The following is a 26,208-nucleotide window of genomic DNA, read 5'->3' as shown; positions in this document are numbered from 1 at the left end:
GCTTACGATCGACGGCGTGACCATCCTCGCCGCGGCCGACTGGCGCGAACGCGAAGGCGCGCATACCGCGCGCGCCGACGCGCTCACCGCCGGGCATCGCGCGCGCACCGCGCGCCGCGAGACGCATCCGATCGAGGACTTCCTGTTCACCTACTACGCGTACTCGCCGAGCCTGCTGCGGCGCTGGCATCCGGGCGCGGGCGTCGAGCTGGCGGATGCCTCCGGCGAGACTCGCAGCTCATGGCGCTGGTACACCCCCGGCGCGACACCCGGGTCGCTCATCGTCGACGCCGCCGCGATGCGGCGCGAGAAGGCGCCGCTGCTGACGGCGGTCGAGCGCATCCTGCGGTCCACGGTCTCCCGGCCGGGGGCGTTCGGATGCTTCGGGCTGCACGAGTGGGCGATGGTGTACCGCCAGCGCGAGCACCGCCACCCCGTGCCGCTGCGCCTCGGCCAGGGTGCCACCGACGAGGTCGTCGACGCGCACGAGCTGCGCTGCACGCACATCGACGCGTACCGGTTCTTCACGCCCGATGCGACACCCCGCAACCGGTTCGCGCCCACGCGCGAGACGCAGCCCGACCTCGAGCAGCCCGGCTGCCTGCACGCCAATATGGACGTCTACAAATGGGCCGTGAAACTCGGCCCGCTCGTGCCCGGCGAGCTGCTGCTCGACGCGTTCGAGCTCGCGCGCGACATCCGGTACCTCGACATGCAGGCCTCGCCGTACGACATGGCGCCCTGGGGCGGCGAGCCCGTGCGCATCGAGACGGCCGAGGGCAAGGCGCAATACGTCAGACGGCAGCGCGGGTTCGCCGAGCGGGCGAACGAACTGCGGCGAAAGGTGCTCGCGGCGGCGTTCGGCACCGGCGCCCGCACCGGCGCCGGCGCCGGCGCCGCCCCGCACGCTACGCCCGCGGCCTGACCTCCTCAGCGAGCCATTCGTCGAACGTCTGCGTGCCGAGGTCGGCCGCGCCCGGCGCCGGCAGCAGGGTGCCGTTCCGCAGCGCGCGGCCGAACACGCCAGGCAACGGGAACTCGAGCACGCGCGTGCGCTTCCCCGAGGCCGCGAGCAGCCGGCGCGCGAGGTCGGCCATGCGCTCCTCACGAGGGCCCGCGAGGTCGCGCGCGCGACCGGCCGGGGCATCCGTCGCCAGGTCCACGAGCCGTACCGCGACCTCACGCGCCGCGATCGGCTGGGACCGCGTCTTGGGCACGAGCGCGATCGGGCCGAACGTCGTCTGGCTGAGGATCTGCGCGGGGAAATCGAAGAACTGCGTCGCCCGCAGGATCGTCCACGGCACGGCGCCCTGCTCGACGAGCTGCTCCTGCAGCTGCTTGCCCGCGTAGTACCCCTCGGGCGCAAGGTCAGTGCCCACGATCGACAGCGCGACGTGGTGGCGCACGCCCGCCGCTGCCTCCGCAGCCAGCAGGTTCCGGGTCACGGCGCCGAAGAACTCGCGCGACTTCGCGGCCGACTGCGTCTGCACCGAGGCGACGTCGATGACCGCATCGACCCCGTCGAGCGCGCCCGCGAGACCGGTTCCTGTGACCAGGTCGACCCCGGCCGAGCGGGTCAGCACGACGGCTTCGTGACCGAGCTCGCGCACCCGCTCGACGACGTGGCGCCCGACGGCGCCGGTTCCTCCTGCGACGGCGATCTTCATCGTGCGGGTTCCTCTCGTTGCACAGTGACCGGGTTCGCGGCCTCACGCCGCGTCGGGATGCACAGCGGGATCGCGAGCACGAGCGACACCGCGAGCGAGATCGGCTGGCCGATCGCGTCGATCGGGGCCAGATGGTCGAGATGCCCCAGATGGTAGACCAGGTGCGGCACGGAGAACACCAGCCAGGCGACGCCGACCGCGATCGAGGCATCCGCCCGGCGCATGAGCGCCGCGACCACGCTCGCGGCCGCGAGCGCGAGATAGAGCGACCCGACGTCGCGGACCAGGTGCTCGTTGAACGGGCCGTCGCCCGAGACCCACGACCCGAAGATCGGCGGGAACGGGAACGATTCGTAGAACGCGTGGGGCGCGAACAGCGCCCAGCCGCCCACGAACACGCCCAACGCGGCCAGCAGCCACAGGAACAGTCGTCTCCACAGTGTGTTCACATCAGGTAGGACCGGGCAGCCGACCGAAGTGTGAGGCGCCGGTCGGAATCGGCGACGACGCAGGGTCCGGCGATGCGAGGATGAGTGCGTGCCGACCGACCCCGAGCTCTCCGAACTGCTCGGCGAGCGACGGCGCCTCATGAACCTCGCGTTCCGCATGCTCGGCTCGTGGAACGACGCGGAAGACGTCGTGCAGCAGACGTTCGTACGCTGGTACCAGCTCGACCCGGACGCGCGCGCCGCGATCGAGCGGCCCGCGGCGTGGCTGACGACGACCGCGTCGCGTCTCTGCCTGAACGTGCTCGACTCGGCGCGGGTCCGCACAGAGCGCTACGTCGGCCCGTGGCTGCCCGAGCCGGTGCCGACCGATGTGGCGCCCGGCGCCGCGATCGCGGTCGACCCGCTCGACCGGATCGCCCTCGACGACTCGGTGAGCATGGCGCTGCTCGTCGTGCTCGAGGCACTCACGCCCGCGGAGCGGGTCGTGTTCGTGCTGCACGAGGTGTTCGCGCTGCCGTTTCCCGAGATCGCCGAGATCGTCGAGCGTTCGCCCGCCGCGACCCGCCAGCTCGCCACGTCGGCGAGGCGGCACCTGCGCGCCGCGCGCACCCGGCCGGCCTCGGCCGCCGACCACGACCGTCTCGTCACGGCCTTCCGGGCCGCGTGCGAGGCCGGCGACCTCGAGGCGCTCATCGCGGTGCTCGACCCCGGGGTCGTCTCGACGAGCGACGGCGGCGGCAAGGTCAACGCCGCGCGGCGCCCGATCGACGGGGCCGACAACGTGGCGCGGTTCCTGCTCGGCATCCTCGCCAAGCGACCGGATGTCTCGATCGAGGAGCGTGCGGTGAACGGGCGAACGGGGTTCGTGGTGGTGAACCCCGACGGCGGCGTCGAAGGGGTGTTGCAGCTCGGGACGAGCTCAGCCGATGGCCGCCCCGGCCACGCGCGCATCGATCGCATCTGGATCGTGCTGAATCCCGACAAACTGCGAGCGTGGCGGGCGCCGGAACCGGGCTGACGAGCTCAGCCGGCCCAGGCGTACGCGGGATCGTTGGTGCACACCATGGTGATGCTGACGAATCGGGTGTAGAACGGGTCGAGGTTGGTGGCATCGCCTCCTGAACCCGCGACGTATCCACCGGCGAACAGGCGTTTCAGGGGATGCTCCAGCACGACGACCGGTACCGCCGCCTGCATCTGGACGATGAACCCCTTCCCGACCGAGAGGCCGGGCGACCCTTCTCGGCTGTCGAGCCAATAGCCACGCTTGCACATGCCCGACCACTGCTCGCCGTCCACCCGGCCGATGAAGCTCCGGAAGATCTCCTCCGAGTACGTGTCGTAGGCGTCTGCCGTCGCCGGGATGGGGTCGTCAGGCGCGGCGGCCGCGCTGGTCGTTGCGGTCGCCGCGGCGGCGGCGAGGCCGAAGGTGAGCCCGATCTTGAGGACACTCGTGCGCATAGCGTGAGCATATCAGTATTTCACAATCCGGGCCACATCGCCCCTCAGCGGGCGCGCCAATAGCCGCAGAAGGTGACGCTCGCCTTCGGCACGCCGCGCTCGTTGACGAGGTGACGGCGGGCGCCGGTCGCGAGCTTCGACTCGCCCGCGGCGAACGCCGAGACGGTGCCGTCCAGGGGCGGCAGGTCGATCAGGTGCTGCAACGCGGCCTCGCCGATGCGGCGGCCCGGCTCGCGCACGACCCAGTGCACCTCGACACCGTCGGGGCCGTCGACCTCTTGCCGATCGTCGAGGTCCGCGATCTCGACGATCGCATGGCCCCGCGCATCGCGCGGCAGGTCGCGCAGGATGCCGACGACCGCGGGCAGCGCGCTCTCGTCGCCGACGAGGAGGGTGTGGTCGGCCTCGGCGTGCGCGTAGCCGCAGCCCTGGTCGATGAGCCCGACGGATGCCCCGACCGGGAGCCCGCCCGCCCACGGCCCCGCGACGCCCTCGTCGCCGTGCACCACGAAGTCGATGTCGAGCTCGCGCAGCTCGGCGCGGAACGCCCGGACCGTGTAGTTGCGGATCACCGGCCGCGTCGCGCGCGGCAGCGTGAGATACCTCAGATAGCCGGCGGTGTCGAACGTGTCGGCGAGGTTGTCGAACCTCGTCGCCTCGGAGGTCGGCACCGCGAGCCGGAACCACTGGTCGAACCCGAGGTCGCGCCAGTTCGCGAGCTCGGGGCCTGCGACCGTGAGCCGGACGAAGTGCGGCGAGATCCGCTGCGCGTCGACGACCTCGGCGGTGACCACGCCGGTCTCGGCATGCGTGACGGTGATGTTGCTCGAGGCCACGGCAGGCTCCTCGCGTTCAGCTCGGGTTAGGTGAGCCTTACCTTAGACCGCGCCGCGCCGTGGCCGCAAGCGCGATCAGTCGACCCAGGCGAACGCGGGATCGTTCGTGCAGGTCATCTTGATGTCGATCCACTCACCCAGCACCGGGACGATATTGACCGCGTCCCCACCCGAGCCCTGGACGTACGGGCCGTCTTTCACTCGCCGCCAGGGGTACTCGAGGACGGAGACCAGGGAGTGGGGAGCATCGCTGCTGACCTCGAAACCGTGCCCGACGCCCCGGCCGTCGGTTCCCACCCGCCGGTCGAGCCAGTAGCCGTCTCTGCATTTCCCCGACCACGCAAAAGGGGTCCATTCGACGAGCTCGCGGAAGACCTTCTCGGTATACGAGTCGTACGAATCGGTCGAAGCCGCCGGAGCTTCAAACGTCGGCGCTTCAGGCGCCGCGGTCGCGGCAGTCGGCACGGCCATGGCGAGCAGGCCGAAGGTCAGGCACGTTCCCATCATGATCTTTCGCATGCCGGGAGAGTATCAGTATTCCACCCCTTCGTGAAGGATCCATGAATCTGAGGATTACTTGCGAACGGTCGCAGCGCGGTCCTAGCCTGAGGGACAGTCCTGCGCCGGAGACGACGTGGTGAGCGGCGGCTGCCCGAAGGGGGTCGAGCATGTCCTCGGTGCTCTACTCGCTGGGCCGATGGGCGTTCCAGGCTCGCTGGCTGGTGCTCGGGCTCTGGGTCGCCGTGCTCGCGATGCTCGTCGCGGGCGCCGCCGCGATCGGCACGGGCACCGACAACACGTACCGCATCCCCGGCACGGAGTCGCAGGACGCGCTCGACGCGCTCGCGCGCACGTTCCCGCAGCTGAGCGGAGCATCCGCCCAGCTCATCGCCGTCGCACCCGACGACACCGGCGCAACCGAGGGCACCGGCGCGACCGACCCGGCCTTCGAGGCCGCGGTCGAGCAGACGATCACCGAGCTGGCCGCGATCCCCCAGGTCGCGCAGGTCTCCTCGCCGTACGCCGAGCCGGGCAGCGCGAACCTCAGCCCCGACGGCCGGGCCGCGCTCGTGCCGATCCAGCTCACGGTCGGCACCTCGTCGGTGACGGACGACACCTCCGCGGCGCTGCAGCAGGCCGGAGCGGAACTCGAGGCCGCGCTGCCCGCCGGTTCCGAGGTCTCGGTCGGCGGGCAGCTCTTCTCGCAGACCGCGACGGGCATCAGCATCACCGAGCTCATCGGCATCGCGGTCGCGTTGCTCGTGCTCGTGCTGACGTTCCGCTCCCTGGTGGCCGCCGGCATGCCGCTCGTCACCGCGCTGCTCGGCGTCGGCGTCTCGCTCGCGGTCGTGCTCGCCGCGACCCGGTTCGTGACCGTGACGTCCACGACGCCGCTGCTCGCGCTCATGCTCGGGCTCGCGGTCGGCATCGACTACGCGCTGTTCATCATCTCGAGGCATCAAGACCAGGTGAAGGCCGGTGTGCCGCCCGAGGAATCCGCCGCGCGCGCCGTCGCGACGTCGGGGTCGGCGGTGGTGTTCGCCGCGACGACCGTGATCATCGCGCTCGTGGGGCTGACCGTCGCGGGCATCCCGTTCCTCACGACCATGGGCGTCGCGGCCGCGTTCGCGGTCGCGGTCGCGGTCGCGGTGTCGGTCACGCTCACTCCGGCGCTGCTGGGGTTCGCGAGATGGCGGGTCGTGCCGCGAAGGTTCCGGCCCGCTGCCGTGGCGAATCGGGCGGGCCGGCCGGATGCCTCGGGCGAGACGGATGCGTCGGGTGGAACCGACACGGCGCCGGTACCGTCGCCGCCGCCCTCGCGGTTCTTCACCGGCTGGGTGCGCGGCGTGACGCGCTGGCCGATCGTCACCATGATCGGCATCGTCGGGCTGCTCGTGCTCGCGGCCGTGCCCGCCGCGGGACTGCGGCTCGCGCTCCCCGACGCCGGGTCGCTCGACGAGGCCGCCCCCGGCCGCGTGACGTACGACCTCGTCTCCGAGCACTTCGGCCCGGGGTTCAACGGGCCCCTGCTCGTCACCGGGCAGATCATCCAGAGCACGGACCCCGTCGGGCTCATGGACGACCTCGCCACGGAGCTCGCGGCGGTGCCCGGCGTGGCATCCGTGCCCCTCGCGACGCCCAACGAGACCGGCGACACCGGCGTCGTCCAGGTGATCCCCGACGGCGGGCCCGACTCGGAGGCGACCAAGGAGCTCGTCGGCGAGATCCGGTCGATGCACGACACGCTCGAGGCCGAGTACGGCGTCGACCTCTCGGTCACGGGCTACACCGCGGCGGGCATCGACATCTCGGACCGGCTCGCGGGCGCGCTGCTGCCGTTCGGCGTGCTCGTGGTTGGGCTGTCGCTCGTGCTGCTCGCGATGGTGTTCCGCTCGATCGTCGTGCCCGTGACCGCCGCGCTCGGGTACGCGCTCTCGATCGGGGCCGCGTTCGGGCTCACGAGTCTCGTGTTCGTCGACGGGGTGTTCGCCGACGCGCTGAACGTCGCGGACGTCGGCACCGTGATCAGCTTCATGCCGATCATCCTGATGGGCGTGCTGTTCGGGCTCGCGATGGACTACGAGGTGTTCCTCGTGACGCGGATGCGCGAGGAGTTCGTGCACCACGGGGGCGAGGTGGGCGCCGCAGGCGCCGTGCGGAACGGCTTCGTCGCCTCCGCGCGTGTGGTCACCGCGGCCGCGATCATCATGTTCGCGGTGTTCGTCGCGTTCGTGCCCGAGGGCGATGCGTCGATCCAGCCGATCGCGTTCGGGCTCGCGGTCGGCGTCGCGATCGACGCGTTCCTGGTGCGGATGTCGCTCATCCCCGCGGTGCTCGTGCTGTTCGGCACGCACGCGTGGTGGATGCCACGCGCGCTCGACCGGGTGCTGCCGAGGTTCGACGTCGAGGGCGAGGGGCTTGCGGCGGAGCTCGCGCTCGCGGAGTGGCCGGCCGGGGACGGCGGGGAGCTCGCCGCGGGCGCGGGTGCGGGTGCACGCGTGGGTGTCCGCGCAGCGGCGAGCGCGGGTGTGAATGGCGATGCAGACCTCGGGGTCGGCACGGGAACGGGCGCGGCTGCGTCGGTGTTCGCGATCGCCGCCGAACGTGCCCGGGTCGGTGCGGCGCCCGAGGTCGCAGTCTTCGACGCGATGGTGCCGGCCGGCGAGGTGCTCGTGGTCTCGGGCGGGTCCGCGGTCGAGCGCACGGCGGTGCTGCTCGCGCTCGGCGGACGCGTGCCCGTCACCGCAGGCCGGGTGAAGCTCGCGGGACTCGCGGTGCCGCCGCGCGGCGCGACCGTGCGCCGCCGGTCGGCGTACGTCGACCTCGCACCCGATGCCGATGGCGACCCCCGCGCGAGGCTGCACACCGCGCTCCACTCGCGACCCGAGATCGTCATGCTCGACGGCGTCGACCTGCTCGGCGATGAAGCGTCGCTTGACGAGGTGCGGACGGCGCTGTCGGATGCTTCGCGCCGCAGCCGTCACGACGGGCATCCGCCGCTGACGCTCGTCGTGTCGAGCGCGGCCGCGGACGTGGCCGCGGCGTTGATTCCCGCGGGCATGAGGGTGCATCGGGTGGAACTCGAGCCCGAGCATCTCGAGTCCGAGCCGCACGCGTTCGGCACAGCGCCACGGGATCTCGCTGCGGAGGCCGAGCCGCTCCCGGACGTCGAACTCGAACGCGACCCCGACCTGCGGGCCGAGCCCGAACCCGAACCGGGACGGGACCACGATTCGGCGCCCGATGTGCCGCCGGCGGGTGATCACGCGGCTGCGCTGGGCGAAGCGCCCGAACCAGGCGACGCCCCGACGCCAGGCGGAACCCCGAAGCCAGTCGACACGCCCGTGCGTACCGCGACGCCGGAGCTGGACGGCGAGGGTGCGCTCGACGAGCCCGTCGGTCCCGACGGCACGCCGACGCCCGAGGCGGAGCGCGCTGCTCGTCGCGCGGGCCGCCACTCGGAGGCCGGGCAGGGGCCGACCATCACGCCGACGGGGCCAAGCGCATGACCCGGTCGGGCGGGTTCTCGGCGGGTGCCGGCGCGGAGCGGCTCGGGCCGGCGTCGATCGTCGGGCTCGTCGCGCTGCCGCTGCTCGTCGGCGGTCTGCTGATCGCGTCGCTCGGTGCGCCGACGCAGCAGCTCGACCGGGTGACCGCGGCGATCGTGAACGAGGACGAGCCGGTGACGGTGGGCGATCAGACGATTCCGCTGGGCCGGCAGTTCGCGGCCGGGCTGATCGCGGGGCCGAGCGGCGAGACCGCGACGAATGCGGCGTCGGCCGCATCGGCCTCACCTGACCCCGACACCGACACCGACACCGACACCGACACCGACACCGACACTGACGGCGCGGGTGACGGAGCCGGCTCGGCGGCGAGCTCGGGTGCGACTGGTGATGACACGGCAGCCGCCGAGGGTGCGCCGGCGACCGATACCTCCGCGCCGTCAGCGTCACCGTCGCCCGCGCCCGCGCCCGACCCCGACGGCGACACCGACAACTTCACCTGGACCCTGACGAACGCCGACGAGGCCGAGACCGGCCTCGCCTCTGGCCGGTACGCCGCGGTGGTGACGATCCCGGCGTCGTTCTCGGCGGCCGCGACCTCGATCGGCGGGCCGCCCGCCGACGCTCGACCCGCGACGATCGAGGTGGCCACGACGCCGTCGTCGGCGTTCCTCGACCCCGCGCTCACGCAGGCCGTCACGACGGCTGCGACGTCCGCGCTGAATCGGCAGCTCATCGCGCAGTACCTCGTGCAGGTGTACGAGGGGTTCACGACGATCAACGAGCAGATCGGGCAGGCGAGCGCCGGGGCATCCTCGCTCGCGTCGGGGGCCGACCAGCTCTCGACGGGCGCCGCCCAGCTCGTCGGCGGCGCCGACCAGCTCAGCGCGGGGCTCGCGTCGCTCGACGCGGGCGCAGCCGAGCTCGCGTCGGGCCTCGCGCAGCTCGACGCCGCCGTACAGCCGCTGCCCGGCGAGACGGCGGCGCTCGCGCAGGGCGCGACGGGCGTGGCATCCGCCCTCTCGGCCGGATCGACCGCGCTCACCGGGGCGACCGCCCAGTTCGCCGCGGTCGTCGCGCGCATCTGCGCGCTGCCCGGGCCGGGCACCGTATGCGGCGACGCGACCGCGGCGCTCGGCCGCCTGCAGAGCGCGGACGCGGGTGTCGCGGCACTCGCGGGCGGCGCCGGGCAGGTCGCGTCGGGCGCCGACGCGCTCGCGCAGGCGATGCCCGCGCTGGTCGGCGGCGTCGACGGGTCCGCGAGCGGCGCGACCGCGATCGCGAGCGGGGCGGATGCCTCGGCGAGCGGCGCGGCCTCGCTCGATGCCGGCGCGCAGAGCCTCGCGGCCGGTGCGGCGCAGCTCGACACGGGCGCCGCGCAGCTGGCTGCGGGGCTCGCGACCGCGGTCCAACAGATCCCGGTCTACACGGACGCCGACGTCGCGACCCTCTCGAACGTGGTCGCCGACCCCGTGCGCGCCGACCAGACGGTGATCGCGCCCGGGCTGTCCTCGGTGCCGCTGTTCGCGGTGCTCGCGCTGTGGATCGGCGGGCTCGCGGCCGCGCTCGCGCGGCGTGCGGTGCCGCGGCGGGAGCTCATGACCTCGGCGTCGTCGCTCGCGATCGCGGGGCGGGCGCTGTGGCCGATGGCCGCGGTCGGCGCGGCGCAGGGCGCGGTCGTGTCGATCGCGGTGCTCGTCGCGCTCACGGCGACCCCGGCACAGGGCATCGCGACGGTGGCCGTGTGCGTGCTCATCGGCGCGGTGTTCGCGGTCGTGAATGAGGGGCTCGCGGCCGCGTTCGGCGGCGTCGGTCGGCTCGTCGCGGTGCTCGCGGGCGTCGTGGCGCTGGCTGCCGGGCTGTCCTCGACCGTGCCCGCCGCCGTCGCCGGGCTCGCGGGTGCGCTGCCGACCGCCGCCGCCCGCGACCTGCTGCTCGGCGCGGTGTCCGGGCTCGGCCAGAGCCCTGCCGTGGCCCTGCTCGGGCTCGTGCTGGCCGCCGTCGCGGGCGCGCTGCTCGTGTTCGCCGGGGTCGCCGCACGGCGGCGCGTCTCGCCGCGCGCGCTCCGCGCGCGGAGCTGACACGCTCGTCCGCCGGTCGTGATCAGGTGCTCACAGCGCGGCACGCTCCTGCTCGCCCTGGTCACGATCTGCCAGGAAGTCCTCGGTGACCGTGGTGGTGCCCCAGACGCCGAGCTCATTGCCGCTCGGGTCGTGGAAGTGGAACCGGCGCCCGCCCGGGAACTCATACGGACCCTTGACGACCGTGCCGCCTGCAGCCGTCACGGCCTCAAGGGTCGCATGGAGGTCGTCGCTGAAGAGCAGCACGAGCGGCCCGCCCGGCGTTACGCGGTCGGTGAGCAGGAGACCGCCGGCCTCGTCGGCCTCGCTCGCCGCCTCGGCCGCGGTGCGGATTCCCGAGTACCCGGGGCCGTAGTCCGTGAACGTCCAACCGAACGCGGCCGCGTAGAAGTCGCGCGCCGCGGCCAGGTCCGTGACCGAGATCTCGACATAGTCGATCGTGAGCGGGATAGCGTGCGTGTGCTGAGCCATGCGTGCAGCCTGCCGCACCCCACCCACACCGACCACGCGTCTGCAAGAGCCGCTCATGTTCCCGCACGTTCCGCGAACGGGCGCGGATGGTGGGTCCGATCGATTCGCACCCGCCATCCGCGCCCGTTCGGGAAACTGCGCTACTGCGCTATTGCGCTACTGCGCTACGGCGCCTCGGGTCCCGTGCCCGCCCGGTCCTGCCTGCGGCGGCGGATCAGGACGATCGTGGCGACCACGCCGCCCGCGACGACGAGGCCCACGGCGACCCACACGAGCCATCCGTTGTCGAAGCCCGTGTCCGCGAGGTCGCCGGAGACGTCCGCGTCGCCGGCACCCACGGGATCGCTGCCCGTGCCGGTGCCAGGCTGCATGCCCGGGTCGGTCGGACCGCCGGTGCCCGGATCGGTGGGGCCGCCGGTGCCGGGGTCCGTCGGGTCCGTCGGGTCCGTGGGATCCGTCGGTTCCGTCGGGTCCGTGGGATCCGTCGGATCCGTCGGTTCCGTCGGGTCCGTCGGGTCCGTCGGGTCGACCGGCGCCGCGGCGACGGTCACCTCGACGGTCTCGGTCACACCGTTCACGGTCACCGCGAGGGATGCCTCGCCCGCGGCCACGGCCGTGACCTCACCGGTCTCGGGGTTGAGGCGGAGCACGTCGGTCTTGGCGGCGGCCCGCTCGAGGCGCGCCCGCGCGCCGTCGTCGACCGTCACGCCATCGCCGCCCCAGCTCGCGCTCATGGGCCATGCGACGGGCACCTCGCGGCCGCCGTCCTGCGTGATCGTCGCCGACACCGGGACCGTCTCGCCGACCTCGAGGATCGTCGGCGCGTCGAGCGCCAGGCCGTCGACACGGGCGCGCACCTCGGCCTGCATCCAGCGGGTGCGGTCGAGCACGGTGACCGGGTCGGTGCCGACCACCCCGGTACCGGGGTTCACGCCGAGCATGGTCCAGCCCGTGAAGCCGCCCGTCGCGGGCGTGCCCGACGGGCTCTTGCCCGAGTTGCCGTTGATGAGCTGCGAGACGCCGTCGAACGAGCTCGCGTGGAACACACCCACGTGCGCGTTCACGAGCGCGACCGACTTGCCCGTGTCAGCACGGAACTCGGCGAGCGCGTCGCCGAAGGCGGCGGCCTCCGTGCGATCCGAGAGCTGGCTCGCCTTGGCGGGCTGCGGGTCGTCGATCGGGTGGTGCGCGAACACCAGCACCCCGGTGACCGACGAGTCGCCGGCGGCATCCGCCAGCTCGTCCTCGAGGAACGCGACCTGCGAAGCATCCGACCCGCGGAGCGACCCGGCCGCCGTGTTCAGCGTGACCAGCTTCGTGCGGCCGAGTGTCGACGCCGTCGTGGTGTCACCGAACGCGTCCTCGAAGTTCGCGATCGGGCCGCCCATGATCTCGTGGTTGCCCGGCACGTACACGTACGGCAGGTCGTCGCCGATCTCCTCGTCGAGGATGCGCTGCGCGAGCTCGTAATCGGCGGGCGTCGCCTCGTCGACGAAGTCGCCGTTGATGACGAGCAGCTCGGGCTCGGCCGCGAGGATCTCGCGCAGCGTCTGCCGCGCGCCCTGCACCGCGTCGCTCTCGGGGCTCCGCGCGACGAACTGCGAGTCGCTCATCACGGCGATGCGCTGCGCGCGGGCGTCGACCGTGCCGTTCGTCACGATCACCGGGTCGTGCACGACCGGCGCGACCGGCTGGTCGACGTCGGGCGCCACGATCGACTCGAGGCCCGCGATCTCGACGTGGCCCTGGTAGCTCACGGCCGAACGCGTCTCGAGCATGCGGACGCGCTGCAGGTGCAGCGGGTACGGGGTTCCGGCCGGCACCGTGAACCGCGCCTGCTGCCACCCCGTCCAGGTCACGTTCGGGCCGTCGAGGTTGATCGTCGTGCCCGCCCCGTTCTTCATCTGGATGCGCGGCCACACGCCGCTGGCGTCGCCGTTGATCCACAGCGTGAGCGCCTGCGGCTGCCCCTCGAGCTCGCGGCCGAGGCTGCCCGCGGTCGCCATCTCGGGCGCGACGGCGTAGTAGCCGCGCGTGCCCGTGCTCGACGCGAAGTCGTACGCCAGGCTGAGCGCCGGCTCGCCGTTCGGGCCCGTCGCGAGGGTCGTCGTTCCGGTCGCACGATCGGCGGCCGTACCCCACGAGGCGCCGTCGGCGAAGTCGGCGACGGACAGGCTGCGGTAGCCGATCGTCACGGCCACGTCGACGCTGCGGCCGTCGGCCGTGAAGGTGACCGTGGCCGAGCCGCTCTCGGTGTTCGGCGTGATCAGGAACGCGTCGCGGCCGTCGGCCGCGACCGTCACGTCGGCACCGCTCGTGAACTGCACGTCCTGCGTCTCGAGAGGTGCGTCGAAGCCGTCGGCGTCGAGACCCGCGAGCGACACCCGCGCGGTCTGCCCCGGCTCGGGCAGCGCGACGACCGTGCGGCTCGGGCGGATCCGCTCGAGGTCGCCGAGCACGCGCAGCTCGGTCGTCGCGGACTTGCCGTCGGCGGTGAACGTCACGCCGCCGCGACCGGATGCCACGCCCACTGCGCGTACGGTGGCCCCGTCGACCGGTTCGAGGGCGAGCGTCGCGTCGGCGGTGAACTCGCCGTCGACGGCGACGCCGGTCAGGTTCGCGTCGAGGCCCGTGCCCGCGATCGTGCGGCCGAGGCGGGGGAAGACCCGGTCGGCGTGCGCAGCGTCCGAGGCGGGTGCGACCGAGACATCCGTCACCGTGGCCGCCGGTGCACTCGAGAAGAAGGCGAGGCTGTTCGCGACCACGCGCTCGGAGCCGTCCGACGGACGGTTCGCGATCTGCGCCTCCGTCGTGCCCGCGCGACGCGCGGCCAGCATGGTCGAGCCGCCGCCGTCGAGGTTCACGGCGTTGTGCACGCCGAGGTCGAGCATGAGGTCGCCGAGCTCCTGGATGGTCATGCCGCGGCTGTCGGTCGCGCGGCCGTCGATCGAGACGACCGTGATCTCGGTGCCGTCGCGGTTGACGCCGATCGCGGTGCGCGCGGCCTCGACCTGGTCCTCGTCGGTCTGCACGCCGTCGATGATCATGCGCTGCGAGCCGCTGACCGCGAGGTCGACGTCGGCGTTCGTGCCGACGACCACGTCCACGGCGGCGCCCGGGGTCAGCGCCGCGAGCGTCGCGGCGCCCGCTTCGCGGCCGATGAGCACGCCCGTGCCGTCGGCGATCGCGGCGTCGGCGGAGATCGCCGCGGGGTCGTTCGTGACCGACACCACGACGCCGTCCTGCACGACCGCCATCGCGACCTGGCTCGCGAGGGCGCCCGGCCCGCCGAGCGGGCGGCTGAGCGGGTGCGTGCCCCACGCCGGCGTGTACCAGCCAATCGCGTTCGCCGAGAGGCCCGGCGTGTTCACGCCGCCCAGCGGGGTCGGCGCGCCGGCGATCGTGACGGTGCCCTGCACGAGCAGCTGCTGCACCGCGGCCACGCCGTCGGTGATGGTGAACGCCTGGCGCGGCCCGCCGCTCGCCGTGCGCAGCCCCTCCGTCGGCGACACGTTCGTGCCGACGGGCGCCACCGAGGCGTTCATGTCGAAGTAGTCGCCGTTGACCGCGGCGACCGCGCCCGTGCCCGCGATCTGGTCGGTCAGCGTCGCGCCGCCCGTGACGGCGCCGCCGTCGAGCACATCGAGCGAGAGCGTCGGCGTCGACAGGTCGGCCCGCATGACGTGGCCGGTGACCCAGCCCGCGGGCTGCAGGCGGCGGAAGTCGGTGAGCTCGAGGCCCGGCGCGAGCGTCTCGGTGTCGGCGGTGAGCAGGCTCGAGTCGCCGCCCGTGAGGTCGAGGCCGCGGGTATCGGGCGCGGCGAGGGCCGGGGCGACGGGGGCTGTGGCGAGACCGCCGGTCGCGATCGCGGCGGCGACGGCGAGCGCGGCGACGCGCGTGAGGCGGCCCCGTTCGCGAGTGGATTCGGGCAGGCGCATGCGTGGAGAACCTTCGTGCGTGATCGGTCGGGGGCGTCAGCACGCTAGGCGGGCCGCGAGACCCGGAGACGACCCGCACCTGACCCGCGCGTGTCCCGAAGGTGAACGACACGCCAAAACCACGAGGATGCCTCGCGCCCACCGCGATCTGCTGCACCACCGCCGAGCGGGCGCAGATGGCGGGTATCCCCGCGAATCACTCACCACGAGCGACCGCTCGACAGACGCGTGCAGGCAGATCCACCACGAGTGCAACCGAGCGGGCGCAGATGGCCGGGTATCCCCGCGAATCACTCACCACGAGCGACCGCTCGACAGACGCGTGCAGGCAGATCCACCACGAGTGCAACCGAGCGGGCGCAGATGGCCGGGTATCCCCGCGAATCACTCGCCACGAACGACCGCTCGACAGACGCGTGCAGGCAGATCCACCACGAGTGCAACCGAGCGGGCGCAGATGGCCGGGTATCCCCGCGAATCACTCGCCACGAACGACCGCTCGACAGACGCGTGCAGGCAGATCCACCACGAGTGCAACCGAGCGGGCGCAGATGGCGGGTATCACCGAAAATCACTCGCCACGAGCGACCGTTCGACAGACGCGTGCAGGCAGATCCACCACGGGTGCAACCGAGCGGGCGCAGATGGCGGGTATCCCCGCGAATCACTCACCACGAGCGACCGTTCGCGACGGCAGAGGGCGCGGGGTGCGGGGGCGTAGGGGCCGTCAGATGAACGCGACCGCGCGCACGGGGGCGCCGTCGGCGTCGATCGGGAGCGGGAAGAACCCGATGCGCACGCGTTCGGGCAGGCCCTCGAGGCCGCAGAGGTTCTCGACGATGAGCCGGTCGACACCGAGCACGGCCTCGTGCACGGGGAATCCGTCGCCGCCCGTGGGGTCGGGGCTCAGCGTGTCGACCGCGAGCACGCGCAGGCCGCGGCGCACCAGCTCGGTCGCCGCGGCGGCATCGAGCGACGGATGCTCCGTCGCGGCATCCGTCCCGAATCGCGACGCCCAGCCGGTGTCGACGACGACGATCGGCGGCAGCTGCTCCGGCAGCCCGCCGGCCAACGCCGCGTCGAGGTCGGCGAGGGCGACGACCTGGCGCGGCGCGAGCGCCGCGAGATGCACGACGAGCGCCTCGCCGACGAGCTCGTCGAGTGCGATCCGCCCCGTCGTACGCCCGCCGGCCACGGTGTGCGACGGCGCATCCACGTGCGTGCCGGTGTGCGAGCCGAGGTGCAGCAGCGCGACATCGACGCCGTCGCGCGCGAGCTCGAGCGCCGGCTCGAGGCGAACCTCGGGATCCCCGGGGTACACCTGCATCCCCGACTCGATCCGATGGCTCAACTCACGCATCACATCCCCACCTCTCCCTCACGCGCCCTGAGCGGGGTCGCGAATCGTCGCTCGTCGGCTCGCCGAGCGGCATGCACGCGACCCCGCGCGGCATGCACGAGGGCGCGCGGCGCGTGCGCGGGCCGATGGGGCTCACGCGACCTCGGCCCGCGCGGCCTCGGCGTCACCGGCGCGCAGGTGCACGCTCGGCACCTTCGGGTGCCTTGCCCGGTCGGGCAGCATCGCCACGAGATACAGCACGAACGTGAGCACGAACGCCGGGATCGTCGCGCCGACCGGCGAGGGCCAGACGAACGTCCAGATGTACGACGCGAGCGCGCCGATCACCCACGCGGCGACCGCGATCCAGTTCACGCCGCCGACGTACCAGTAGCGGCCGCCCTTCGGGGTCAGGATGTCCGCGGTGTACGCGCGTCGCTTCACGAGGTAGTAGTCGACGATCATGATCGCGAACACCGGCACGAAGAACGCCCCGATCAGCACCAGGAAGTTCGTGAACTGGTCGAGCAGCCCGAGCCACGTGGCGCCGACGATCGAGATCGCGCCGAGCACGAGCGCCGTGGGCAGGAACTTCAGGCGGCTGCCGACGCGCGCGTTCACGACCGAGGTCACCATGCCGTAGACGACCATCGTGTTCGTCGCCATGACCGACAGGAAGATCACGATCGCGAGCGGCGCCCCGAACTCGGCCACGATGGTCGCCGGGTCGAACGCGACCGCGTCGCCGCCGGCGAGGATCACGTAGCCGAACGCCGTGAGACCGAGCGTCATCGAGATCACGGTCGAGAGGGTGTAGCCGATGCCGGAGCCGAGGATGCCCGCCTTGCTCGACTTCGCGAGCCGGTTGAAGTCGGCCGAGAGCACCGTCCACGAGATCGCGGTCGCGATCACGATGTCCAGCACGATCACGGGCGAGTACCCGATCGACTCGTCGACGGGGATCTGCTGGAACTCGGCCGGGCTGAACGTCGTGAACGCGACCACGAAGATCCAGCCGATGATGACGAGCATGGCGACGGCGAGCCACGGCTCGACTCTCGCGATGCCCTCGTGCCCGAAGATCGCGAGGATCACGACGAGCAGCTGGGCGAGCACCGAGAACAGGATCGGGCTCGAGAACCCCGTGAGGCTCCACACGAGGTAGTCGACCGTGACGCCCGCGAGCATGGCCTGCACCCAGCTCCAGCCCATCAGGATGATGACGTTCGCGACGACCGGCAGCAGGCTGCCGCGCGTGCCGAACGCGCCGCGCGTGAGCGCCATCGTCGGCAGCCCGGTGCGCGTGCCGATGTTGCCGATGGTCGTGAGCACGACCGCTCCGGCGAGCGTGCCGATCACGATCATGGTGAGCGCGGTGCCGTAGTCGACGCCCGGGATGAACAGGGTGCCGGTGAGCAGCGTCGTCACGACGAGGTTCGCGGCGAGCCAGATCATGCCGATGCGTGGCGTCGACAGGGTGCCGCGCACGGGGCCGGCGTTGTCGGCCTGAGCCTCGAGCCGGCGGTCGAGTCGGGTGTAGAGCGACATTGCTTCTCCTGGGGTCGGGTGGGTCGGACGGGTCGGTCAGGCGTCGGGGGCGGCGGATGCCTCGGCCGGAGCCGGGGACAGGTGCTCGTGGATCGCGATGAGGCCGTCGCCGTCGGCGCGGAACACGATGGTCTCGCGCTCCCGATCGCGGTCCTCGCCGTCGCCCGTGTCCACCGCGGTCGCGACGTCGTGGCTGAACACGGCCCCGCCCGGGAACGTCTGCACGAGCCGGTTCGTCGACTCGCAGCTCAGCACGCGCCATCCGCCCTCGACCCAGCCGGCCCACAGGCGTTCGTACGCCGCGCGATCGTCGAGCCGTGCCGGCTCGGCGTGGAAGACGAAGGTCGCGTCGGGCGCGAAGCCGGCGAAGTAGCGGTCGCCGTCGGTCGCGGCGAACGCCGCGACGACCTCGGCCGCGGCCGCGAGCACCTCGTCGCGGGTGGGCTCCCGGCCCGGCAGCGGGTCGACGTGCAGGCCGGGGCGGGAGGTCTGCGGATCACTCATGAGCGTGCTCCTTCGGTCGCTGGGTGGTGTCCTGGTCGGTGGGGCCGGCGGATGCTACGGGCGCGGCGACATGGCGCTGATCAGCTCGTACGCGACGTGGGATGCCGCGACGGCGGTCAGCTGGGCGTGGTCGTAGGCGGGCGCGACCTCGACGACGTCGGCGCCGACGATGCGGCGGTCGGCGAGGGAGCGGATGATGCGCAACAGTTCCCGGCTCGTGAGCCCGCCCGCCTCGGGCGTGCCGGTGCCCGGCGCGTGGGCCGGGTCGAGCACGTCGATGTCGATCGAGATGTACAGCGGGGCGTCGCCGATCCGGGTGCGGATGCGTTCGATCGCGGCGGCGACGCCGTGCTCCTCGAGGTCCTCGCTCGTCACGATCGCGAAGCCGAGCCGGGCGTCGTCGCTGAGGTCTTCCGCGCCGTAGAGCGGGCCGCGCGTGCCGACGTGCATGCTCGCGGTGAGGTCGATGAGCCCTTCCTCCGACGCCCGCCGGAACGGGGTGCCGTGCGTGATCGGCGCGCCGAAGTAGGTGTCCCACGTGTCGAGGTGCGCGTCGAAGTGCAGCACCGCGACCGGGCCGTGCTTCGCGGCGACCGCACGGAGCAGCGGCAGCGCGATCGTGTGGTCGCCGCCGATCGTGACGAGTCGGTCGGCGCGGTCGGCGAGCGCGCGGGCGCCGGCCTCGATCTGCGCGACGGCCTCGTCGATGTGGAACGGGTTCACCGCGAGGTCGCCCGCGTCGGCGACCTGCTGGGTCGCGAACGGCGAGACGTCTTGCGCCGGGTTGTACGGGCGGAGCAGACGGGATGCCTCGCGCACATGCGCCGGGCCGAAGCGCGCGCCCGGCCGGTAGCTCACGCCGCTGTCGAACGGCACGCCGACGACCGCGATGTCGGCGCGGTCGACGTCCTCGAGGCGCGGAAGGCGCGCAAAAGTGGCGATGCCCGCGAAGCGGGGGACGACGCTCGCGTCGACCGGGCCGATCGGAGCGGAGTCAGGACTGGGTTGCATATTTGTAAACTCTCGGTATTCTTGGGTAAACCGTGTGGTCACTGTACGACCGCGCGCTCGCTCGTGTCAACGAAGGAGGGCCAGTCATGCGCCCGGTCCACCCCGACCCGAGCGAGTCGCGCGTCGCGATCGGCGCCCGATTGCGCAACGCACGCACCGCCCAGGGTCTCTCGCTCGCCCAGGTCGCGACGACCGCGGGGCTCACGAAGGGCTTCCTCAGCCGACTCGAACGCGACGAGACCTCGCCGAGCGTGGCGACCCTCGTCCAGCTGTGCCAGGTGCTGTCGGTGCCGGTCGGCGCACTGTTCGCCGAACCCGAGATCCAGAAGGTCGCGCTCGACGACGCGCCGCTCATCAACCTCGGCGGCACGCTCGTGACCGAGCGTCTCGTGTCGCCGCGCAGCGAGTCGCGTGTGCAGATCATCCGCTCGTCCATGCAGCCCGGTGCGACCGGCGGCCACGAGCTCTACACGATCTCCAGCGAGGTCGAGGTGCTGCACGTGCTCACCGGCGGGCTCACCGCACACTTCGTCGACCGCTCGGTGCCGCTCGCCGCGGGCGACTCGCTCACCTTCCCCGGGCGCGAGCCGCACAACTGGTCGGCCGACGCCGACACCGGCGCCGAGGTCATGTGGGTCATCGTGCCGGCGTCGTGGAGCGGCACGGCCTGACCCCGGGGCATCCGCACTCGCCCGCCCTGTCCCACCGCGCCGTATCCGCGACGAAAAGCGCTCGAGCGGTCGCGGATGGCGGGTGCGCCGCGTACACACTCGCCATCTGCGACCGCTCGACCTGGAGCGAGCGGGAGGGCGGCGCGATTTGACACCTTCGTCGCGCGTGTTCATACTCGCTTGTACATAGTTGTCCACATACAAAGTGAGCCAACAGTCCACGTACGAAGAAGTAATGGTGAATCGATGAAGATCGCGGTGGTCGGTAGCTACGGCGTCGGGTTGACGATGCGCGTCCCGCACTCCCCCGAACCGGGAGAGACCGTCTCGAACGGGCAGTTCAGCGAGGGCCCCGGCGGCAAGGGGTCCAACCAGGCGATCGGAGCCGCACGACTCGGCGCCGACGTCAGCTTCCTCACCGCGGTGGGCGACGACGACTACGGCCGCGCTGCGGCACGCCTCTGGCACGACGAGGGCGTCGACGCCTCGAAGACGCTCGTGACCGGCGACGCCGCGACCATGGTCGGCTTCATCCTCGTCGAGCCCTCCGGCGAGAACCGCATCGCGATCGCGCCCGGCGCGCTCGACCTGCTCGACACCCGTGCCGTCGAGGCGTTCCGCGCCGAGATCGCCGCGGCCGACCTGCTCGTCGTCTCGATGGAGATCCCGCTCGAGGCCGTCGTCGCCGCGCTCCGCGTCGCCCGTGAGAGCGGCACCCGCACGCTCCTCAACCCGGCACCCGCGCAGGCGCTCCCCGACGAGGCGTGGCCGCTCATCGACGTGCTCACGCCGAACCAGACCGAGGCCCCCATCCTCCTCGGACTCGACACCGGCCACGGTCTCGACGACGCCGCGCTCATCGCGAGGCTCAAGGCCCGCACCGAGGCGAGCATCGTCCTCACGCGCGGCAGCGCTGGCGCACTCATCGCGGACGACGCCGGACTCACCGAGGTCGCCCCCGTCGTCGTGCCGAACGTGGTCGACACCACGGGAGCCGGCGACTCCTTCACCGCGGCGCTCGCCGTCTCGCTCGCGGAGGGCCGTTCGCTCGCCGAAGCCGCCGCCTACGCCGCCCGCGCGGGCGCCCACGCCGTCACCATCGCCGGCGTCATCCCCGCCCTCCCCACCCCCGATCAGCTCGCGAACGCGAGCACCACCCAGACCGGAGCCACCCGATGACCACGACCACCACCCAGGCCGCGCCGGTACGCCGCGCGGGCTTCGACGTCAGGAAGCTGCTGCACGCACGCGAGGCCGGCGTGTTCGCCGCGCTCGTCCTGCTCTTCATCCTCGGCTCGGTGCTGTCGCCGAGCTTCCTGCAGACCGGCAACCTGCTCTCGGTGGGTCAGCAGATCTCCCAGATCGGCATCATGGCGATCGGCGCCACGTTCGTGATCGTGAACGGCGAGATCGACCTCTCCGTGGGCTCGATCTACGCGCTCGCGGCGATCTCGACGGGCATGGCGATCGCGGCCGGCCTGGCCTGGCCGCTGGCCGTGGTCATCGGCCTCGGCGTGGGCATCGTCGCGGGCCTGCTGAACGGGCTCGCGGTCGTCCTCCTCGGGGTGCCGAGCTTCATCGTGACGTTGGGCAGTCTCAGCGTGTTCCGCGGCGTGACCCTGCTGATCTCCGACGGCGCCCCGATCTCGCTGAGCTCGAGCGACCCCGGCGTCGCCGAGTTCACTCTGCTCGGTCAGGGCCGGCTCTTCGGCGTCGTCCCGATGCAGCTGATCATCTTCGCCGTGATCGCCGCGATCGGCGTCATCCTGCTGTCGCGTTCGCGTCTCGGCTTCAACACCTACGCCGTCGGCGGAAACCAGGAGGCCGCGCGCCTCGTCGGCATCGACGTCAAGAAGGTCAAGCTCACCGCGTTCGTGCTCTCGGGCCTCACCGCGGCCGTCGCCGGCATCCTCGGGCTCTCGTTCCTCTCCTATGTGCAGGGCGTGACCGGCACCGGCCTCGAGCTCACCGTGATCTCGGCCGTCATCATCGGCGGCGCGGCCCTCTTCGGCGGGTCGGGCACGATGTGGGGCACCATCATCGGCGTCGCGTTCATCGGCCTGCTGCAGAACATCCTCAACATCAACGGCATCTCGTCCTTCTGGCAGACCGTCGTCACCGGCCTCGTCATCGTCGCGGCCGTCGCCGCGGACACCTGGCAGCGCAAACGCAAGTCCAAAGCCTGAGCGTCGCGCCGAGGCATCCGCTCGCACCATCACCGACCCGACCCTCGCACCATCCCATCCCCGCTCAACCCTGCACTCGGACAACAAAGGAGTACCGATGTCCTTCACCACCACCACTCGCCGCCTCCTGGCGGCCGGCGCCCTCGCCGCGGCGGGCGCCCTCGCCCTCTCGGGCTGCGGCGCCATCACGTCGGGCAGCGATGCCACGGCCGCCGGCGGCGAGTTCCAGCTCGCCGACTACATCCAGGAGCGCGTCGACAGCGGCGAGCCGCTGCGCATCAAGCTCAGCTACCACGACCCGTCGCTCGCGTTCGCGACGCCGATCAGCGAGGGCATGAACCGCGCGGGCGAGGAGTTCGGCGCCGACGTGCAGCTCATCGGCCCGACGGGCGGCGACGCCGCCAAGCAGGTCGCCGAGCTGCAGACCCTGATCCAGCAGCAGTCGGTCGACGGCCTCGCCGTCTCGTCGGCCTCGAGCGACGCGCTCAAGCCGATCATCGCGCAGGCGTACGAGGCGGGCATCCCGATCATCTCGTTCAACACCGACAACCCCGACTCCCAGCAGATGGGCTTCGTCGGCCAGGACCTCAAGGCGTCCGGCCAGGCGCAGGCCGAGGAGCTCGCGGCCACGCTCGGCGACGGCGCGACCGGCAAGGTCGTCGTCTTCTCGCTCGACACGGGCGCCGGCTGGTCGCACGACCGCTTCGGCGGATTCGAGGAGGGCCTCTCGGGCACCGACCTCGAGATCGTCGGCCCGGTGAACGTCGGCAACGAGCCGAACGCCGCCTACAACACGGTCGAGTCGACCATGGCCGGCCAGACCGGCGTCGTCGCGATCGCGGGCCTCGACTGCTGCTCGACGACCGCGGCCGCCCAGTGGGTGCAGCAGTCGGGCAACGCGGGCCAGATCATCATGGTCGGCTTCGACCTGCTCCCCCAGACCGCCGAGTTCGTCGCGAACGACGTCGTGACGTTCACGATCAGCCAGAACCCCGCCGAGCAGGGCTACCAGGCCGTGAAGGTGCTCGCCGACTTCCTCGCCGACGGCACCGAGATCACGGGCGTCGACACGGGCGCGCAGTTCATCACCAAGGCGAACCTCGCAGAAGCCACGGTGGAGGGCTGATGACCACGCTCCCGCCGCTCGGCGCCCGCCGTGAGGTCGCCGTCGCGATCCGCGACCTCGGCCGCAACTTCGGCCCGGTCACCGCACTCCAGGACGTCTCCTTCGACGTCCCGGCGGGCGAGGTCACGGCCCTGCTCGGTGAGAACGGGGCGGGCAAGTCGACGCTCCTGAAGATCCTCGCCGGACTGCAGCCGCCGAGCGGCGGGAGCATCGAGGTCTTCGGAGAACAGATCACCTCCTACGACCCGAACACCGTCCTCTCCAAGCACAGCGTCGCGATCGTGCCGCAGGAGCTGTCGCTCCTGCCCGATCGCACGGTGGCCGAGAACATCCTGGCCGGCATCGAGCCCGGCAACCGGCTGTTCCCCTCCAAGCGACGGATGCTCCGGCGGGCCGCCGAGCTCCTCGCCGAGCTCGACCTGGCGATCGCGCCCGACACCATTGTGCGTTCGCTCGACCTCGCGACCCAGCAGCTCATCGTCGTCGCCCGCTCGATCGCGCGCGGCTGCCGCGTGCTCATCCTCGACGAGCCGACAGCGATGCTGACCCCCGCCGAGGCCGACCGGCTCTTCGCGCTCATGGCGAAGCTCAAGCAGGGCGGCACGACGATGATCTACGTCTCGCACCGCATGCCCGAGGTGTTCGCCCTGTGCGACCAGATCGAGGTCCTCCGCGACGGCCGGCACGTCGGCTCGTGGCGGCGCGACGAGGTCACGCCCGAACAGGCGGTCGCCGCCATGGTCGGGCGCGAGCTCGACCGGTTCACGGCGCGCGCCGAGCTGGCTGACGCGTCGCGAACGGATGCCCCGCCCGCACTCGTGCTCGACGGCCTGTCCGGCCGCCGCCACGAGGACATCTCCTTCGAGGTCCGGCCGGGTGAGATCCTCGGCATCGCCGGGCTGCCGGACTCGGGGCGCGTCGAGCTGCTCGACAACGTGTTCGGTGCCGCGCGCGGCACCGGCGGCCGGGTCGAGGTCCTCGGCACGCCGTATGAGCGTCGCTCCCCGATCGCGAGCGTCGAACGCCGCCTCGCGTTCCTGCCCGGCGAACGCCGCGCGCAGGGCCTGCTCACGACCATGAGCGTCGGCGAGAACATCGGCGTGCTCGTCGCGAAGTCGTTCTCCCGGCTCGGGCTCGTGCGCCGGCGGGCGTTCGACCGCCGGACCGGAGAGCTCGCCGGACGGCTGCGTGTGAAGACCGCGAGCATCGACCAGCCGATCACGAACCTGTCGGGCGGCAACCAGCAGAAGGCCCTGCTCGCACGCTGGCTGTCGATCGACCCCGGCGTGCTCATCCTCGACGAGCCGACCCGAGGCGTCGACGTCGGCGCGAAGGCCGAGATCTACGAGCGGCTGTTCGAGCTCGCCGGGCGCGGTGTGGCGATCGTCTGCTCATCGTCCGACCTGCCCGAGCTGCTCACCGTCACCGACCGCATCGCGGTGCTCAGCCAGGGCCGCCTCGCGGGACTCGTCGACACCGCCGACGCCACCGAGGAGTCGATCATGACGCTCGCGACCGGCGCCGAGCCGGCGATCGTCTGACCCGCGCTCCCCCACGAGACATCCGGAAACGAAAGGACCACCCCGATGAAGCGCAACGGCATCCTGAACGCCGAACTGAGCGGCGCACTCGCGACCCTCGGCCACACCGACCTGATCATGGTCGTCGACGCGGGATTCCCGATCCCGCGTGACGCGCACCGCGTCGACCTCGCGATCGCCGAGAACCTGCCGGACCTCCGCACCGTGCTCGGTCTGATCGCCGACGAGCTCGTCGTCGAGGGCGTCGTGCGCGCCGAGGACGTCGTCTCGAACAACCCGCGCCTCGACGAATGGCTGCAGGAGCGGTTCGGCGACGCGGAGTTCACGACCCGCAGCCACGCCGACATGCTCGGCGAGCTCGCGCGCCAGGCGAAGGTCATCGTGCGCACCGGCGCATTCGAGCCGTGGGGCAACATCGGCCTGTTCTGCGGCGTCGACGTGCCCAAGTGGTTCGGCGGCGACGGCGTCATCGCGCCCGACTACTACGCGTCCAAGCTCTGAGCGGCCAGTCCGAGCTCTGACCGGCGCGTCGAAGCTCTGAGATCTCCCACCACCACCGAAGAAAGGCACCACCCGTGACCGACACCACCCTCGAGTCGAAGCAGGCGCTCTCGCCCGCTGAGCTCGCGCCCTACATCCAGCACACGAAGATCGAGGTCGGCACGACCCGCGACGAGATGCTCGCGCACGTCAAGGAGACCGTCGAGCACGGCTTCAACGCCGCGATGGTCCCCGCATCGTGGGTTCCGCTCGTCGCCGCCGAGCTCGCCGGCACCGGCGTCGGCATCGCGTCGGCGCTCGACTTCCCGACCGTCGGCGTCATGACGAGCGCGGGCAAGGCCGCCGAGGCGGCCGAGATCGCCCGCCTCGGTGCGACCCAGCTCGACATCGGCGTGCAGGTCGGCTGGCTGAAGAGCGGCATGTACGACGAGTTCCGCGAGGACATCGCGGGCGTCGTGCGCGCCTCGGGCATCCCCGTCAAGGTGATGCTCGAGCTGCCGCTGCTCACCGACGCCGAGAAGGAGACCGCGGTCGAGCTCGCGCAGGAGGCCGGCGCGGCGTTCCTCAAGAACGCCAGCAGCGGCCAGATCGAGACGGCGAACCCCGCGAGCGTCCGCTACCTCGTCGAGCGCGCCCGCGAGGGCGTGCAGGTCAAGGCGTCGGGCTCGATCAAGTCGTACCGGCAGGCACTCGACCTGCTCGGCGCGGGCGCCGTGCTGCTGGGCACCAGCGCCGGCATCTCGATCATCACCGACACCGGCGACGAGAGCACCGTCAGCTACTGAGCGACGTCGCGGGCGTCCGGCTGCGGCCGGGCGCCCGCCGACCGCCCCGGTTGCCTTCACGACCGTCGGCGGTGTATCCAGATACG

Annotated in this window: 22 protein-coding genes; 11 read left to right on the top strand and 11 right to left on the bottom strand. The window is 72.2% G+C overall.

The features are described 5' to 3' along the window. Positions 1-16: 16 nt before the first annotated feature. A complete protein-coding gene (locus RH864_RS07410; RefSeq protein ID WP_310516892.1) occupies positions 17-925 on the top strand; it encodes a 3-methyladenine DNA glycosylase in 909 nt (302 codons plus the stop codon). Here RH864_RS07410 and RH864_RS07405 read toward each other — a convergent pair. Together RH864_RS07405 and RH864_RS07400 are read right to left on the bottom strand one after the other, a co-directional pair. After that, positions 909-1,667, bottom strand: a complete 759-nt coding sequence (locus RH864_RS07405) for an SDR family oxidoreductase (protein WP_310516891.1) — start codon at positions 1,665-1,667, stop codon at positions 909-911. The genes RH864_RS07410 and RH864_RS07405 overlap by 17 nt on opposite strands. Continuing rightward, complete coding sequence (locus tag RH864_RS07400; protein ID WP_310516890.1) at positions 1,664-2,116, bottom strand: hypothetical protein; 453 nt, start codon at positions 2,114-2,116, stop codon at positions 1,664-1,666. Before RH864_RS07400 ends, RH864_RS07405 begins: the two co-directional genes overlap by 4 nt. Before the next feature lie 88 nt (positions 2,117-2,204). On the opposite strand from RH864_RS07400, the gene sigJ reads away from it, so the two are divergent. Beyond that, positions 2,205-3,134 (top strand): RNA polymerase sigma factor SigJ, encoded by a 930-nt coding sequence (sigJ, locus tag RH864_RS07395; protein ID WP_310516889.1) that lies wholly within the window; start codon positions 2,205-2,207, stop codon positions 3,132-3,134. 5 nt (positions 3,135-3,139) lie between these two features. Here sigJ and RH864_RS07390 read toward each other — a convergent pair whose 3' ends face one another. The 3 genes from RH864_RS07390 to RH864_RS07380 form a co-directional block, all read right to left on the bottom strand. Beyond that, positions 3,140-3,577, bottom strand: coding sequence for a hypothetical protein (locus RH864_RS07390; RefSeq protein ID WP_310516888.1), 438 nt, complete (start codon positions 3,575-3,577; stop codon positions 3,140-3,142). A 44-nt stretch (positions 3,578-3,621) separates the two neighbouring features. Further along, positions 3,622-4,413: a siderophore-interacting protein gene (locus tag RH864_RS07385; RefSeq protein ID WP_310516887.1), complete on the bottom strand. Its 792-nt coding sequence runs from the start codon at positions 4,411-4,413 to the stop codon at positions 3,622-3,624. A gap of 75 nt (positions 4,414-4,488) precedes the next feature. Further along, a complete protein-coding gene (locus RH864_RS07380; protein WP_310516886.1) occupies positions 4,489-4,932 on the bottom strand; it encodes a hypothetical protein in 444 nt (147 codons plus the stop codon). A 149-nt stretch (positions 4,933-5,081) separates the two neighbouring features. On the opposite strand from RH864_RS07380, the gene RH864_RS07375 reads away from it, so the two are divergent. Continuing rightward, positions 5,082-8,423 carry an MMPL family transporter gene (locus RH864_RS07375; protein WP_310516885.1) on the top strand — a complete coding sequence of 1,114 codons (3,342 nt, stop codon included), beginning with the start codon at positions 5,082-5,084 and terminating at the stop codon, positions 8,421-8,423. Next, positions 8,420-10,501: a hypothetical protein gene (locus tag RH864_RS07370; protein WP_310516884.1), complete on the top strand. Its 2,082-nt coding sequence runs from the start codon at positions 8,420-8,422 to the stop codon at positions 10,499-10,501. The genes RH864_RS07375 and RH864_RS07370 overlap by 4 nt, the downstream gene beginning before the upstream one ends. Positions 10,502-10,531: 30 nt before the next feature. Here the strand turns inward: RH864_RS07370 and RH864_RS07365 are convergent, their stop codons facing one another. The 6 genes from RH864_RS07365 to speB form a co-directional block, all read right to left on the bottom strand. Next, on the bottom strand, positions 10,532-10,972 hold the full coding sequence (locus RH864_RS07365) for a VOC family protein (RefSeq protein WP_310516883.1): 441 nt from the start codon (positions 10,970-10,972) through the stop codon (positions 10,532-10,534). Positions 10,973-11,136: 164 nt separating this feature from the next. Further along, on the bottom strand, positions 11,137-14,910 hold the full coding sequence (locus RH864_RS07360) for a phosphodiester glycosidase family protein (RefSeq protein WP_310516882.1): 3,774 nt from the start codon (positions 14,908-14,910) through the stop codon (positions 11,137-11,139). 727 nt (positions 14,911-15,637) lie between these two features. Next, positions 15,638-16,270 carry a cyclase family protein gene (locus RH864_RS07355; protein ID WP_310516881.1) on the bottom strand — a complete coding sequence of 211 codons (633 nt, stop codon included), beginning with the start codon at positions 16,268-16,270 and terminating at the stop codon, positions 15,638-15,640. A 132-nt stretch (positions 16,271-16,402) separates the two neighbouring features. Then, positions 16,403-17,797, bottom strand: coding sequence for a purine-cytosine permease family protein (locus RH864_RS07350; RefSeq protein WP_310516880.1), 1,395 nt, complete (start codon positions 17,795-17,797; stop codon positions 16,403-16,405). Between the two features lie 36 nt (positions 17,798-17,833). Then, positions 17,834-18,301 (bottom strand): nuclear transport factor 2 family protein, encoded by a 468-nt coding sequence (locus RH864_RS07345; RefSeq protein WP_310516879.1) that lies wholly within the window; start codon positions 18,299-18,301, stop codon positions 17,834-17,836. A 54-nt stretch (positions 18,302-18,355) separates the two neighbouring features. Then, on the bottom strand, positions 18,356-19,312 hold the full coding sequence (gene speB, locus RH864_RS07340; RefSeq protein WP_310516878.1) for an agmatinase: 957 nt from the start codon (positions 19,310-19,312) through the stop codon (positions 18,356-18,358). Positions 19,313-19,398: 86 nt separating this feature from the next. On the opposite strand from speB, the gene RH864_RS07335 reads away from it, so the two are divergent. The 7 genes from RH864_RS07335 to deoC all read left to right on the top strand — a co-directional run bounded on the left by RH864_RS07335 (position 19,399) and on the right by deoC (position 26,122). Further along, positions 19,399-19,983, top strand: a complete 585-nt coding sequence (locus RH864_RS07335; protein WP_310516877.1) for a helix-turn-helix domain-containing protein — start codon at positions 19,399-19,401, stop codon at positions 19,981-19,983. Between the two features lie 246 nt (positions 19,984-20,229). Further along, positions 20,230-21,162: a ribokinase gene (locus RH864_RS07330; RefSeq protein ID WP_310516876.1), complete on the top strand. Its 933-nt coding sequence runs from the start codon at positions 20,230-20,232 to the stop codon at positions 21,160-21,162. Beyond that, complete coding sequence (locus tag RH864_RS07325; protein ID WP_310516875.1) at positions 21,159-22,169, top strand: ABC transporter permease; 1,011 nt, start codon at positions 21,159-21,161, stop codon at positions 22,167-22,169. The genes RH864_RS07330 and RH864_RS07325 overlap by 4 nt, the downstream gene beginning before the upstream one ends. Positions 22,170-22,266: 97 nt before the next feature. Then, on the top strand, positions 22,267-23,295 hold the full coding sequence (locus RH864_RS07320) for a sugar ABC transporter substrate-binding protein (RefSeq protein WP_310516874.1): 1,029 nt from the start codon (positions 22,267-22,269) through the stop codon (positions 23,293-23,295). Further along, a complete protein-coding gene (locus tag RH864_RS07315) occupies positions 23,295-24,836 on the top strand; it encodes a sugar ABC transporter ATP-binding protein (RefSeq protein ID WP_310516873.1) in 1,542 nt (513 codons plus the stop codon). Before RH864_RS07320 ends, RH864_RS07315 begins: the two co-directional genes overlap by 1 nt. 45 nt (positions 24,837-24,881) lie before the next feature. Beyond that, a complete protein-coding gene (gene rbsD / locus RH864_RS07310; RefSeq protein WP_310516872.1) occupies positions 24,882-25,337 on the top strand; it encodes a D-ribose pyranase in 456 nt (151 codons plus the stop codon). A gap of 74 nt (positions 25,338-25,411) precedes the next feature. Continuing rightward, positions 25,412-26,122, top strand: a complete 711-nt coding sequence (deoC, locus tag RH864_RS07305; RefSeq protein WP_310516871.1) for a deoxyribose-phosphate aldolase — start codon at positions 25,412-25,414, stop codon at positions 26,120-26,122. The last annotated feature ends 86 nt before the right edge of the window (positions 26,123-26,208 follow it).

The sequence above is a fragment of the Agromyces aerolatus genome (genome assembly GCF_031432255.1).
GTDB lineage: Bacteria > Actinomycetota > Actinomycetes > Actinomycetales > Microbacteriaceae > Agromyces.
The sequence above is the reverse complement of the archived record's forward strand: the minus strand, read 5'-3'. Positions and strand labels throughout refer to the sequence as shown.